This is a genomic window from Oceanobacillus sp. M60 (assembly GCF_053839645.1).
Genome location: NZ_JBSSNH010000001.1, coordinates 200958 through 215607, shown reverse-complemented (window position 1 = coordinate 215607; position 14650 = coordinate 200958). Strand labels below are relative to the sequence as shown.

General features: G+C 41.4%; 12 protein-coding genes and 1 pseudogene. 8 read left to right on the top strand and 5 right to left on the bottom strand.

Annotated features, from left to right (window positions below; genetic code table 11):
* Positions 1-126 precede the first annotated feature (126 nt).
* From ACW0TQ_RS01090 to ACW0TQ_RS01060, 7 genes and pseudogenes are all read left to right on the top strand, one after another.
* Positions 127-561 carry a GNAT family N-acetyltransferase gene (locus ACW0TQ_RS01090; protein WP_455725267.1) on the top strand — a complete coding sequence of 145 codons (435 nt, stop codon included), beginning with the start codon at positions 127-129 and terminating at the stop codon, positions 559-561.
* A 38-nt stretch (positions 562-599) separates the two neighbouring features.
* A pseudogene (locus tag ACW0TQ_RS01085) lies at positions 600-1974 on the top strand (MFS transporter).
* 98 nt (positions 1975-2072) lie between these two features.
* On the top strand, positions 2073-3071 hold the full coding sequence (locus ACW0TQ_RS01080) for an LLM class flavin-dependent oxidoreductase (protein ID WP_455725266.1): 999 nt from the start codon (positions 2073-2075) through the stop codon (positions 3069-3071).
* Positions 3072-3214: 143 nt separating this feature from the next.
* Positions 3215-3487, top strand: coding sequence for a YhdT family protein (locus ACW0TQ_RS01075; protein WP_042532144.1), 273 nt, complete (start codon positions 3215-3217; stop codon positions 3485-3487).
* 39 nt (positions 3488-3526) lie between these two features.
* A complete protein-coding gene (gene panF, locus ACW0TQ_RS01070; RefSeq protein ID WP_212928620.1) occupies positions 3527-4960 on the top strand; it encodes a sodium/pantothenate symporter in 1434 nt (477 codons plus the stop codon).
* A 104-nt stretch (positions 4961-5064) separates the two neighbouring features.
* Positions 5065-5529: a hemerythrin domain-containing protein gene (locus ACW0TQ_RS01065; protein ID WP_042532148.1), complete on the top strand. Its 465-nt coding sequence runs from the start codon at positions 5065-5067 to the stop codon at positions 5527-5529.
* Positions 5530-5751: 222 nt separating this feature from the next.
* Positions 5752-6087, top strand: a complete 336-nt coding sequence (locus tag ACW0TQ_RS01060) for a DUF5362 family protein (RefSeq protein ID WP_193063964.1) — start codon at positions 5752-5754, stop codon at positions 6085-6087.
* A 66-nt stretch (positions 6088-6153) separates the two neighbouring features.
* Here the strand turns inward: ACW0TQ_RS01060 and ACW0TQ_RS01055 are convergent, their stop codons facing one another.
* The 5 genes from ACW0TQ_RS01055 to ACW0TQ_RS01035 form a co-directional block, all read right to left on the bottom strand.
* Positions 6154-8127 (bottom strand): acetoacetate--CoA ligase, encoded by a 1974-nt coding sequence (locus ACW0TQ_RS01055; RefSeq protein WP_368901501.1) that lies wholly within the window; start codon positions 8125-8127, stop codon positions 6154-6156.
* 251 nt (positions 8128-8378) lie between these two features.
* Positions 8379-9527, bottom strand: coding sequence for a conserved virulence factor C family protein (locus tag ACW0TQ_RS01050; RefSeq protein WP_455725265.1), 1149 nt, complete (start codon positions 9525-9527; stop codon positions 8379-8381).
* Positions 9528-9539: 12 nt separating this feature from the next.
* Entirely contained in the window at positions 9540-10070 is a 531-nt protein-coding gene (locus tag ACW0TQ_RS01045) for a type 1 glutamine amidotransferase domain-containing protein (RefSeq protein ID WP_193063961.1), read from the bottom strand.
* 136 nt (positions 10071-10206) lie between these two features.
* Positions 10207-11322 (bottom strand): alanine dehydrogenase, encoded by a 1116-nt coding sequence (ald, locus tag ACW0TQ_RS01040; RefSeq protein ID WP_212928623.1) that lies wholly within the window; start codon positions 11320-11322, stop codon positions 10207-10209.
* A gap of 115 nt (positions 11323-11437) precedes the next feature.
* Positions 11438-12691, bottom strand: a complete 1254-nt coding sequence (locus ACW0TQ_RS01035) for a PucR family transcriptional regulator (RefSeq protein WP_193063959.1) — start codon at positions 12689-12691, stop codon at positions 11438-11440.
* Positions 12692-12917: 226 nt separating this feature from the next.
* Here ACW0TQ_RS01035 and ACW0TQ_RS01030 point away from each other — a divergent pair, with 226 nt between their 5' ends.
* On the top strand, positions 12918-14018 hold the full coding sequence (locus ACW0TQ_RS01030; protein WP_212928624.1) for a YkvI family membrane protein: 1101 nt from the start codon (positions 12918-12920) through the stop codon (positions 14016-14018).
* The last annotated feature ends 632 nt before the right edge of the window (positions 14019-14650 follow it).

The window sequence follows — 14650 nt, the reverse complement described above, 5'->3', positions numbered from 1 at the left end:
GGCTTTTTAAGAGACTTAGCAAGCTTATTATATTTGTTGCATTTACAACAATAGTCAGTTATTTTACAATAGTAGCAATCATATTTTTTAACAGGATGCAAACAGAGGCAGAGAGGGGAAACTCAGGTGACTTATAAAATCGTAACAGAAGAACAGGATTTACAGAAGGTTTTTGAGATTAGAAAAGAAATCTTCGTAAAGGAGCAGGAAGTGCCCGGAGACGAGGAGTTTGATGCATTTGATTCGCTGGATGCGGACTGCAATCATATTTTAGTATATTACGATAACAAGCCTGTAGGAACAGGAAGAGTGAGAGCGGTAGAAGAAGTCGGGAAGCTGGAACGAATTTGTATTTTAAAGCCTTATCGTAAGTATGGGCTTGGCAAGGTAATTGTGCAGTCTTTAGAAGAGATTGTTTTACAAAAAGGATTAACCCGCGCAAAGCTGCATGGTCAGACGCATGCGGAAGGATTTTATCACAAATTGGGATATGAAACGGTGTCAGATGAATTTTTAGAAGATGGTATTCCGCATTATTTGATGGTGAAGCAGTTTAATTAAAGCATTACATATAACGTCACAACGGATAAGGAGGAGCCATGCAGCCTAAATTAGAAAACAAAGGGGTTATTATTGTTACGCTGGCAACAGGATTTTTATTAACATTCTGCCAGTTCCTATTGATTACGTCTTACCCGGCGATTATGCGGGAATTTCAGATTAATGCCACGGAAGTACAGTGGCTGACGACGATTTATTTATTAACAACCATAGTATTTATCCCGTTGACGGGCTATTTATCTAACCGATTTTCAACCAAAGCGCTTTTAGTATTTGCATTGCTTTGCATGGCTGCCGGTCTTATTGTTGGCGCTTTTTCGCAAAGCTTTATCCAATTGATTCTTGCCAGAGCGATTCAGGCGGTTGGAACTGGCGTCATATTGCCCGTGATTCAAACGATTTTAATTACCGTATTTCCGAAAGAAAGAAGGGTTCGCACTTGGACTGCTGGGCGGCGTCATTAATGTCGCTCCGGCAAGTGCGCCGTCTTTGACCGGGATGATTATTGATGTTTTCCATTGGCGCATCCTTCATTGGTTTATGCTGCCATTGGTGCTGATACTTTTGCTGTTAGCGGTTTTCTATATGAAGGATGTATTGAAAAAACAGGCAGCAAGGCTGGATATTCTCTCTGTGATTCTTTCGGCAGGGGCTTTTTCTTTGTTTATTTTTAGTATCAGTAATATTAGTGTTGCCGGCATGGACCTGTATCTCGTTATTTTGCCATTTTGTATCAGTGCTGTTTTTTTATATCTTTTTATCCAGCGGCAATTAGCAGATGACGTGCCTGTGCTGAATGTGCGTTTGTTTCAGAACCGCACATTTCTGTTGGCTGTGGTGCTTATATTTATGGATATGATGCTCTTATTATCGGCAGAGACGATTTTGCCGATGTTTGCGCAGAACGTCTTAGAAACGAGCGCCTTTCTATCTGGATTTTTATTAGTGCCAGGCACGATTCTGCTTTGTATTGTCTCTGTTATTTCGGGAAATTTATATGATCGGTATGGCGGAAGGATTTTAGCTGTTATCGGTTTTGCTTTTACGCTTGTGTCCTTAGTACTGATGACAATGCTAAGCATCGACAGCTCTCCATTTTTGATTATGATTTATTTCTGCTTTTTTATGACCGGATTTGGTTTGTCGCTGATGCCGCTAGTTTCTGTCAGTGTCAATATATTGGATGAAAAGGAAATGGCTCATAATTCAGCGATTGTTAATACCGTGCGTCAATTGGGAATGGCTTTTGGCGTGGTGATTCTGACAACCGTTATTAGTGTAACGACTGCTGTCATGGATGCACCGGAGCGGACAGGAACCTATTGGGGGACGACGTATGCATTTATGATGATGGCTGTGACGGCATTGCTTGGTGTGCTGCTGTCCATGCGGATAAAGGAGAAAATAGAATAGCGGAGCAGCGGTAAAAAGCAGAAATGTTGAATGGAAGACATTTCTGCTTTTTAATTATTTGTAGAAGTTTTTAAACTGGAAAAAGGAACGTGTTTAACATGAAATTAAGTGTACTAGATCAATCTCCAATTTCCATGGGGGAAACGTCAGAAGCGGCATTACAGCATACGCTGGAGCTGGCAAAATGGACGGAGGAGCTTGGGTATCACCGCTATTGGGTGGCAGAGCATCATAATACGAATGGGCTGTCGATTTCTGCTCCAGAAATTGTGATGACGAGAATCGCTTCTGTTACAAGCCGTATTCGTGTCGGCTCAGGCGGTATTTTGCTGCCGCAGTACAGTGCGTATAAAGTCGCTGAGATTGGCAAAACATTAGCGACGTTTTTTCCTGATCGAATTGATCTTGGCATTGGAAATTCGCCGGGAGGTTCTCCACAGACCAGGGCTGCGCTGACAGATAATCAAAATCGGAGTTTAGCTGAATTTCCGAGACAGGCTGCTGATTTACAGGGGTTTTTGCATAATTCCCTCCCGCGGGACCATGATTTTCGTTTAGTAAAGGCCACTCCGCGTGTGAATCAGGTACCGCCGCTTTGGATACTCGGGTTATCCGCGCGAAGTGCAAACTATGCAGCAGAACTGGGAACAGGATTTATTTTTGGCCATTTTATCAATCCGGAAAAAGGTGTGAAGGCGCTCCAAACGTATCGGGAAAATTTTACACCATCTGTCAGTATGGAAAATCCGCAATCTATCGTATGTATTTTTATAGTCTGTGCAGAAACAGAAGAAGAGGCGGAGGAGCATGCGCTGACACAGGATAAATGGTTATTAAATGTCAGTAAAGGATTAGGAACGAAAGTAACGTCTAGCGAGGCTGTTTACCGTGATATGGATAAACTGAGTGCAGAAGATAGAGAGATAATCCAAAAGAACAGGGAAAGATGTATTATCGGTACACCGGAAACAGTGAAACAACAGTTATTGGAACTGCAGGAGAAATACCAGACGGACGAGTTTATGGTCATTAATAATACATTTGATTTTGAAGCAAAGAAAAAATCCTATCGTCTGTTGGCAGAAGCAATGCTTTAAACTAGTAATGAAATAATAGGAAGTGGAACAAGGATTTGTTATGTCTGTGATCTAATTGAAATTGCTGCCAGTTTACAGTTGATAGGAATTTGATTATAGTAAGAAAGAAAATAATCTTTTCAGAATGGTTAGGAGCTTTTAGTATGAAGAGAAAAGAATGGACGGATAAACGTTACAAAACTGCCAACCGGGAAGCTTGGACCGGTGTAGCGCTTGTGATTTTTAATTTTATCTGGTGGTTTGGATTTGCTTATGGACTTGGAAGCAAATCTCCAGAATCCTATCAGTACATATTTGGTTTCCCGGCTTGGTTTTTCTTCAGCTGCATTCTTGGATTTGTCGTGATGATGCTGTTAACGGTATTTGTTGTTAAATTCTTTTTTAAAGATATGTCTTTAGAAGCCGAAGAGGAATAAACAAAGTATGTCTTATTTTGAGATCAAGGGAGTTTAACCATGAATTGGGAAGCTGTTTTACCACTATTTATATTTATTGCGATTATTTTTATGATAGGAATTTGGGCTGGCAAATTTGTCAGCCGCTCTGATTCGTTTTTACAGGAATATTTTCTGGGCGGCAGAAGTCTTGGCGGCTTTATTTTGGCGATGACACTGGTAACAACCTATGGAAGCGCGAGCAGCTTCCTGAGCGGGCCGGGAACAGCCTATAATGAAGGGCTTGGCTGGGTGCTGCTATCGATGACACAGCTGGCAACGGGTTACTTTGTCTTGATGGTGCTCGGCAAGCGTTTTGCGATTGTCACCAGAAAATATAAAGCCGTTACAATCGTTGATTTTTTGAAGGAAAGATACCAATCCAAATGGGTTGTGATTCTTTCTGCGGCCAGTATTTTGATTTTCCTGTTTTCGGCGATGTCGGCACAATGGATTGGCGGGGCACGTCTGGTTCAATCCTTGACAGGGATTCCATATTTTACGGCGTTATGTATTTTTTCAATAGCTGTTTTAGTATATGTTGTCGTTGGCGGCTTTCGCGCAGTAGCGATTACAGATGGTATCCAAGGTATTATTATGTTTATAGGTACACTTATTTTACTTATAGCCGTAATTATAGCAGGAGGCGGTGTATCTCAGATTATGCATGATCTGTCTGTGGAGAATCCCAATTTGATTACACCATTCGGTGCAGATGGAAGTTTAACCCCTGCTTATGTTTCCTCCTTCTGGATATTGGTCGGTGTCGGGGTTGTTGCCTTACCGCAGATTGCGGTTCGTGCGATGTCTTATAAAAATACAAAGGCGCTGCATCGAGGCATTATTATTAGTACCTTCGTAGTCGGTTTTATTATGCTGAATATGCATTTAATTGGAGTGTTTGGAAGGACTGTACTTCCCGGTATCGAAATCGGTGATACCGTGATGCCGGAATTAGCACAAGCCGTTTTACCGGGCTGGGTTGCCGGAATTGTTCTAGCAGCTCCGATGGCGGCGATTATGACGACGGTTAACTCGCTGCTGTTAATGGTAAGCTCGACGATTGTAAAGGATGTTTATCTAAACTATATCCGTCCTGATGCGAATGATAAGACGATTCGCAAATGGAGTATGGGTGCTACCGCGTTAATAGGAATCATTGTTGTATTGATGTCACTTCAGCCGCCTGATTTGATTATCTGGCTGAATTTATTCTCCATGGGCGGGTTGGAGGCTGCTTTTATCTGGCCGATTATCCTCGGGCTTTATTGGAGAAGGGGAACCAAGCATGGAGCAATTGCTTCGATACTCACCGGTGTACTCAGTTATATTATTTTTGAAACATTTTATCCGCAGCCGTTTGGGATGCATTCTGTGGTGACTTCTATGCTGCTGGCTTTGATTGCATTTGTTTCAGGAAGCTTATTATATGAAAAAGAAGCTATATCAAGCTGAAATCGTATATCTGCAGACAGGGTTTGGTTTATACTAGAGGAGAAGACGCTTCTCCCTGTTTTTAGCTGGAGAAGTTTATCAGACAGTGTCGGAGGTGGGTTATTGTGAAAAAACAGCGGCATGATGCACTGAAGCCATTATCACATCACCATCATCATGCATTAGTACAAGCAATGGAATTAAAGCAGGCCGGTACAGAAAAGACCGATAAATCCTTAGGCGAATCCATTAGAGGTCTTATTGACTATTGGGAAAAGGATGCCGTCCTTCATTTCCGGGATGAGGAAGAGGTTCTGCTGCCACTTTATGAGGTCTATGCTGAAAAAACGGAAATCGAATTGATGAAAGAAATGCTTTATCAGCACATGCAAATCCGCAGTTTCGTTTATGCGATACGTGAAAACAGAGAGGCCCCATATGAAAAAATGAATCAGCTTGGGGAGCTGTTAGAGAAAAATGTCCGGTTTGAGGAGAGAGAAATCTTTCCAGTTATTGAAGAAGCTGTTCCAGGTAAATACCTGCATCAGGTGTATGGAAAGTTTCATCGTGATTCCTACAGCGGTTTTTAAATAAGAGAAGGAATGCTGATGGAAGGGAGCTTATCCTGCCATCAGCATTTTTCTATTTAGAGAGTTTGATTTGTATAACATAGGGCAGGAATCACACGTTTTCATCTAAAACATAAAGTAATCATAAAACAAATCCATAAATAAACGGAACTGGAAGAATGTTTAATAAATCGATTAAAGGTGAATATAGTAATAAAGTCACTATTAAGGAGAGGCGATTTGATGGATTATTTAAATATAGACCATTTAAAAAGAATTGCAACATGGGGGAAAATTGTTGGAGCGGCATCCATTATCATGGGGGCAATTTCGATTGTTTTAACTTTAACGGTTGATCCGAGCATGATTCTTTCTGGTATTATTTCTATTATAACTGGCTATCTCTTTTATCAAACAGGCGTAGAGGCTTCTAATATTATAGCTTCAGACGATTTTACAGCAGGCAATGTGAATGAGTTATTAAATAAGTATGGAAAATTATTGCTGATTATGGGGATTTTAACGATTATCTCGTTAGTCGTGCTTATTCCATTGATTATTGTATTAATCTCTCTTTGATTTAAAAATAAGGTATTTGTTGAAAAAGCTGATGGAAGAATAACGGCTATCTTCCATCAGCTTTTTTTAGATGTTCTTAGCTAATTCGATAAAATAGTCGAGACTATCCGGATTAATCAGAGAGCCTCGATTAATAACGGCTTCTGCATCCTGACCCATCAAGATTTTCTTAACGGGAATTTCGACTTTCTTTCCATTTAAAGTTTTTGGAAGTTCTTTTACTTCATAAATATGGGTCGGAACATGCCTTGGGGAGCAATGTGTCCGCAGCTGCTGATTAATTTCCTGTTTAATGGTCTCGCTTAATGCTTCGCCGTCTTTCATTACAATAAATAAGGGGGTAATCGAATCGCCGTTTCCTTTTGGTAAATCAACCATTAAACTGTCTTCAACAGCGGTAACATAATCCGTGACTCGATATATTTCACTCGTTCCAATTCGGATGCCGCCCCGATTGATTGTTGCGTCTGATCTGCCGTAAATGATAGCTGTATTTCGATTTGTCAGTTTGATATAGTCTCCATGGCACCAGACGCCGGGGAAGGTATCGAAATAGCTGTGGTACATCCGCAGCCCGGAGTCATCGTTCCAGAAATAAATCGGCATGCTTGGAAATGGAGCGGTCAAGACAAGCTCGCCAATCTCATTTGTAATCGAATTTCCGTCTTCATCAAAGCTTTCAATTTTCGCTCCCAGTCCTGCACACTGAATCTCTCCGGCATAAACAGGCTGAATAGGGCAGCCGAGTAAAAATGCGGTGCAAACATCCGTCCCGCCGCTTGCCGAAGCAACCCAGATATCATTTTTGACATGTGTATAGCACCATCGAAATCCTTCTGGAGAAAGCGGCGAGCCTGTTGAACTGATATTTCTTAAAGAAGATAGATCAAATTCGCTTTTCGGCGATACATTATCGTTCATACAAGCTGTGATAAAGCTGGCGCTTGTGCCAAATACATTCATTTTTGTCCGCTCGGCAAGCCGCCATAAAACCTGTTTATCCGGATAAGCAGGGCTGCCGTCATACAAGATAATGGTAGAGCCTGTTAATAATCCGCCGACAAGGAAATTCCACATCATCCAGCCGGTTGTAGTAAACCAGAAGAAGCGGGAGCCGGGGCTTAAATCCAAGTGCAGGTGGAGAGCCTTCAAATGCTCCAATAGAATACCGCCTTGACTGTGCACAATAGGCTTCGGTTTGCCGGTTGTTCCAGAGGAATAGAGTATCCAGAGCGGATCGTTAAAGGCAACAGGTGTATACGACATTTCCAGTTTTTCTTGATGCGCTGTTGCAATATCCCAGGAAATCGGCTGTATACAGTCACCGAAATCTGCCTGCTTGTTTAAGTAAGGAATAGTAATCGTTGTTTTTAAAGAAGGAAGCGCAGATTGCAGCTCCTTGACTACATCTAATCTATTAAATTTCTTGCCGTTATACGTATAGCCATCGACCGTAATCATCGCCTTTGGCTCGATTTGCTGGAAACGCTCCATCACGCTCTGGGTTCCAAAGTCAGGAGAAGCGCTGGACCAGATAGCTCCTAAGCTTGCCGTTGCAAGGAAAGCAACCACCGTTTCATAGATATTTGGCGCATAGCAGGCTACCCTGTCTCCCTTTTCAATTCCTTGCTTTTCCAATGTTTTTTGAAGCGCAGCTGTGTCTTGATATAGTTTCTCCCAAGAAATTTCCTGCAGCTCCCGATTTTCCGATGTATGAATAATAGCAGGGCTTGTTAATGTTTTATTCCGGAATACATGCTCTGTGTAATTGAGGCTTGCTTCGGGAAACCATTTTGTTCCGATGATTTGATTGCCGGAACGCACCGTTTGATAAGGCTGGTGCGACTGGATATTGAAATATTCCCAAATAGATTCCCAGAATGTATCGAGATCCTCCACAGACCATTTCCATAAATGATAGTAATCTTTAGTCTGGATATGTTTATATTCTTGTAACCAAGTACGATAAGAAGTAATATTTGCCTGTTCCACTTGTGTTTTACTTGGTTCAAAAAGCAGCGTACCTTCTTGTGTATCCATTCGTTATGTCCCCCTTCAAGTACTCCGATACTACTATTATAGGAAAACGCTTTCTATACGTAAAGGAATTGAAATGGAAAATATATGTTTTACAGCAAAGAGAAAAATATAAAACGATCAGCAGTGAAGCGTGTAGCTTACAGGAGAAAAGAATATATATTAATGATATGTATCGTCTGTTCCATTTAGATATGAAAAAACTAATCCAGAGCATAGCTCTGAATTAGTTTAGATTCATCTGTGAAAGCATCCTATTTTGATTTTGCTGCCTGCGTCATTTGGTGCCAGACAGAGCCTTTTGCTTTTTCGCCGCCTTGAATACGCTCTAAAGCTAGTTGTATTTGCATGCGTACTTCAAACTCTGGTTCCTCAGCAGATGCTTCTTCAAGAGCAGGCATAGCAGATTCATCGCCCGCCTCATATAAATACATTGCTCCGCGCCAACGGACGATCCGGCTTTTGTCCTTTAATGTTTCAATCATGTTTGGAATCGCCTCTGTAAAGCCCAGGTCTGAAATACAGTCACCGGCTGTTCGACGGACATTCACGGCTTTATCAGCCAAAGCTTCATATAGCAATGGCAAAGCAGCTTTATCCTCCAGCATGCCTAAATAAGCAGTGGCCAAACGACGGATTGATGCTTTTTCATCGTGAATCGCTTTTTCTAAAAGGGCAAGATCGTCCAAGGTCGGATCCAGACGATCCAGTGCTGCATAACGTTCCCGCCAATCCGGGTTATCCAGTTTTTCAATCGGAACATGCTGATAGTAGTTTGTGGCTTTGCTTGTATTTCCATCAGTTTGTAAAGCTAATTTCACAAGGGTATCCAGTCTTTCCTGGTTATAACTTGCCTTTAACTCTTCTATAACATCCTGACCGATTTCATCCATATTGCCGTAGCGAGGGTGCTGTTCTTCCCATTTTCGGTCCATGAAGACATTTTCAGAAGCGGGAGAGGCTTCCATTACAGCTTTGGAAAAACGCTCTGGCAGTCCGTAGCGTTCCTCCTTATCTCCTTCTTCCAGCTTTACCTGTATTGGAATCCCTAAAAATGTTTGAATGAAAACATGAACTTCGCCAAATGTTTCCGAAGGTGCTTCTGCATCAGCAGATAATTCATCGGTCTGGTTAAAAGCTTCGTTTGTTCCCAATACATTCCGGACCTTTGGCAAAAGCTCCTCCCAGGGTGTCTTCGGATTTCGGGCCAAAGCAATAAAATCGACGACACGATAGATGTTTTTGACCCCATCCAAAGCAAAAAGCTTCTGCACATACTCCGGAGCTTGAGCTAAATCGTCCTTGTTACTGTAATTATACGTTTCGTCGGGAGGAAGCGTCTCGTTCACATTGATTTTCATAGAATGCGGACTCGGTGTCGGTTCTATAGAAACAATTTTCATTTGTATACTCCCTTAACGCTGATATTCTTCCATCACTTTAATCAGTTCACGGAGATAATCCGGTAAATCAGGCGGTCTTCTGCTTGAAACAAGGTGACCGTCCGAAACAGCCGGTTCATCAACCCATGTCGCTCCGGCATTGGTCATATCATCCTTGATTCCAGGTGTACTGGTTACGGTTTTACCCTCTAAAATATTGGCAGAAATTAATACCCAGCCGGCATGACAAATTTGGCCAATAGGCTTTTTCTGCTCATTCATATGCTGAACGAACCTGATAACCTCCGGGAAACGACGCAATTTATCTGGAGCCCACCCGCCGGGTACCAGGATAGCATCATAGTCTTCTGGATTCACTTCGGAAAAGGCATAATCTGATTCAGCAGGAACACCGTATTTTCCAATGTATTTTTGATTGGCAGCTTGTCCGACTAAATCTACCTGAGCGCCTTCTTCACGCAGACGGTGAACGGGATACCATAGTTCCAGATCTTCAAAGTCATGATCAACAAGTGCGATAACTTTTTGGTTTTGTAAACGCAAAATAATCCCTCCATTCTTTATAGAAATAGTTTAACAGACTGGCGTAAAAATAACGATTCCGACGACTTTTAACGGAGCTGAAGCCAAGAAAAAGCCATCACCTCGGTTTAACAAGGAAATGGCTTTGGAATACGTATTATTTTAAAGCGTCCTGTACAGAAACATAATCATAATTTAAATCATTGGCAACTGCTTCATTTGTTACATGCCCATTCATTACATTCACACCGCTGGCGATTGGAGCGCTATTTTGAATCGCATGCTCGACGCCTTGTTTCGCAATATTGACTGCATATGGCACGGTTACATTTGTCAGTCCGACCGTTGCAGTGCGTGGAACAGCTCCCGGGATATTGGCAACAGCATAATGAAGGACGTCATGTTTGACATAGATTGGATCTTGATGTGTAGTAGGATGGTCAACGGTTTCAAAGTTACCGCCCTGGTCAATTGCTACATCCACAATGACACTGCCCGGCTGCATCGCTTGAATCATTTCTTCTGATACAAGCTTTGGCGCTTTTCTGCCTGGAATCAATACCGACCCGATAACGAGATCCGAATCTGTGACAGCTTCTTCAATATTTAGCGGGTTTGACATTAATGTTTGAATGCTCGAACCAAAAATTTCTTCTAATTCGCGAAGACGCTGCGGGTTTAAATCAATAATCGTAACGTCCGCTCCAAGACCAATTGCTACGCGCGCTGCGTTCGTGCCAACAACACCGCCGCCGATAACCGTTACTTTTCCTCGTTTGACCCCGGGAATACCGCCAAGTAAAATGCCTTTGCCGCCTTCTGATTTCTCTAAATATTGGGCGCCAATCTGCGTAGCCATACGTCCGGCGACTTCACTCATCGGTGTCAGAAGCGGGAGAGCGTTACCTACAACAATGGTTTCATAGGCGATTGCTGTAACTTCTTTCGCGACAAGCTCTTCCGTTAATCTTGCATCAGCAGCTAAATGAAGATAGGTGAATAATACTAACCCCTTCCGGAAATAACGGTACTCTGATTCCAGCGGTTCTTTTACCTTCATTATCATATCAGACCGTTCCCATACCTCCGAGGCCTCTGCGATAATCTCTGCTCCGGCCTGCTTGTATTCTTCGTCTGTAAAGCCGCTTCCCAAACCGGCTTCTTTTTCAATTAGAATCGTTTGCCCGGATTGAACAAGGTTCACTACTCCGGCTGGTGTCATGGCAACACGGTTTTCATTGTTTTTTATCTCTCTAGGTACCCCAATAATCATGTTATTCGCCCCTTTGTTTATCATTTTATACTTATAATGGTAACGCTTTCTTTGTGAGAATTCATTATGAAAATAAATGAATTGAGTCCAAAACGTTTGTGTATTTACACAAATCCTAGGATTTTTCCAGCTTGTCAGCTAATAACTCTAAATAAACCGCTACTTTCTGATGCGGATTTTTTAAATCAAGATTGCTAATTTCATGAATACGTTTTAAACGATAATTCATGGTATTTGGATGGATAAACAACTCTTTTGCTGTACGATGTACGTTGGAGTCATGCTCCAAAAATTTTTCTAAGGTGTACAATAAATTACTTTGCTGGCGCTGATCATATTGCTGCAGACGTTGAATGTATTTATTTGTATGACGCCGCTTATGACGATGTTCTTTTAATACGTCTATCCACTGAAAAACGCCTAGGTCTTCATAAAGAAAACAAGAAGACAGTTCATCGGGAAACTGCTTTTGCAGGGAATTTGTCTGAAGCGCTTCCTCGTAAGCCCTCGTCATATCTTTTGCAGAACCGTAAATTTGGCTTCCTGCACCGCGCATGGAGGTCAATTGCAGCTGTGTGCTTATTTTTTCCTGAAACTGCTCAATAAACTGATAAATTTTATCGGATGTATCATCCGTCTTCCATAATCGTACCAATAAGATAAAATCTTGATCATCAAATAAACGGAAAATCGTATTCACCTGCATGACCGTTTCTGAAAGGTAGGAAGCGTGCTTTTCAATCTGCGGTGTGATTGCATCTTCAAAATGAAAAACAATGATAGCAAGGCCATCCTGCAGCTTTATATTAAATTGTTTTTCGTAGGATTGAATCGTGCTGGCGCTGACAAAATCTGCTGTTAACAGCTGCCAGAAAAAGTCTTTATAAGCTTGTTCTGTATTTCTTCGGCCAGGCAGCTTCTGCAGGATAAACTTTTTCACCTGCCGGGTAGCTTCACTTAGAATTTCCAAATCATCCTTACTATATTCATTTTCACCTGTATGTGCCCAGATAAAACCTAAAATTTCGTTTTTCTTCCAGATGGATATAGCAATCCGGTTTCCAAGTCCAATTTCTTTGATTTCGGGAATAATGACTGGCTGATTACTATCAATCAGCTTGGGCATTGCTCCGTTTTTCCATAAACCGTTAATAACTTTATCAGGGACTTTTCGATTCATGATGGTGCCGATTCGTGCTTCATCAATATTTTCGGTATGTTTACTATATGCAAGAACATAATGATTCGCATCCTCAATGGTAATAGGACATGACAATACCTCGCTGATTGTATCGGCAAGCTCGTCTAAAGATGAAAAAGGCTGCTTTAATGTTGCTATTTTATTTTTTGCGATATGAGATGAGTTCATAAAGTACACCCCTTTATAAAGATATGGTCTAAATAGAAAATGCATTATTTTGAATAAATTTAATAATTGGTATACTTGCTTTTTATTAGTAGGATAGACTATCATTTTCCATAAGTAATCTTTTTTTATATACTGGTTATAAGTATATACATACTTTCATTTTAGTATATACACAAAAAGATTTCATCTGATACTTATAAGATAAAAAGAACAGAGGGGGAAGCACATGAAAAAACTAATGAAAATCTTTGTAATTGCAAGCGCATTCATAGGGGTGATCGTAGGCGCCGGGTTTGCATCCGGCCAGGAAGTGCTGCAGTACTTTACAAGCTTTGGTACAGTGGGAATTCTGGCTGCATTTGTTTCTACAGTGTTTTTTGCATATGTTGGAATGATGCTGGTCTGGTTAGGGAGCAAGGCACAGACAACTTCTTATAATGATGTTATCTATAAAATCAGCCATTTTAAAATCATTGAAAAAATCACTCGTATTAACCTGATTGGGGTAATAGTAGATGCTGTATTAGTATTTACGCTATTCGGCGTAGGGGTAGTAATGATTGCTGGAGCTGGAGCGAACCTGAATCAGCAGTTTGGGCTGCCTCATGTTGCAGGAGCGATTTTAATGACAGTATTGGTACTGCTGACAGGTATGCTGAAAGTGGATAAAGTGGTTGCTGTAATCAGCAGTATTACACCGTTTTTGATTTTATTTGTTATCGTTATCTCTATCTACAGCTTTTTTACAATGGATGGATCTTTAGCTGAATTAAATAGTACGGCAAAGAGCCATGGACCGAATTTTCCAAATTGGTTTGTTGCAGGCTTAAACTATGCTACCTTTAACACTTCTGTTGGCGCGGCGATGTCCATTGTTATGGGGGGAGCAGTGAAAGATAGAAAAACAGCAGCCATTGGCGGGTTAGTAGGCGGACTGGGACTGGGTGTATTAATTCTTCTTAGTTATTTCGCGATTTTTGCTAAAATTGAAGAGGTCGGAAATTTTGAGATGCCAATGTTGGGGATTGTAAATAATATTTCACCAGTGCTAGGTATTATCATGGCACTTGTACTTTTTGGAATGATTTTTAACACAGCAATTAGTATGTTCTTTGCGTTTGTTACCAGGTTTGCAAAAGTAGAAACGAAAAAATTTAATATATTATTAGCTATCACCCTGGTAGCAGGCTTTATACTTAGCTTTGTCGGTTTTACCGATTTAGTCTCTAAATTTTATTCGCTGATTGGCTATATGGGACTGGTACTGATTGTTGTACTGATTATTACACCATTTAGAATGAAGAATATTGATTTTGATGATAAATGATGCATCATACAGTGTGAAGTAACAGGAAATGTAAGGTGAAATGTAGTGCTGGTCATAGGAATTGGGTGTAAATCGCCTCATTTCCGCTGACTGGCATTTTTAAAGAATAGGAAAGTTATAAAAAAGCTGAAGATAGCCGCTCCAACGGTTTTCATGGGGTGAGTAATCACAACCCCAGAAAAACACTACGCTTTCCATGGGCCCCGAGCTCATCTCCTTTAAAGAAGACTTGCTGATTGGCAAGCCGGCAGGCGCAGACAGAAGCATAGTCGCACTTATGTCCCGATGGTAAAAAAGAAGTTCGCTTTTTTCTGCGGGGTATTCACACTGGGATTGACTGGGATTGGGGCAGCAATTACTTGTCCCATCAAAAAGCGTCGCTAGAATTAGCTTCTTTTCTCTGTAAGAAAGCAAATAAAACATAATTCTTCTTAGATGGGAGCGGAGGGAAGTCGACTCCTGCGGGAAAAGCAACAGCTGAAGACCCCGCAGGAAGCGGTTTTCTTCCGAGGAGGCCAAAGCGTTGCCCGCGGAAAGCGACTTCCCGCAGCGGACATCTCTTCGGCGAGAACACCGATGTTTTAAAGACTAAGCGGTGTTCTTGGCTTTTCTAACATTTACACAGTATTAAA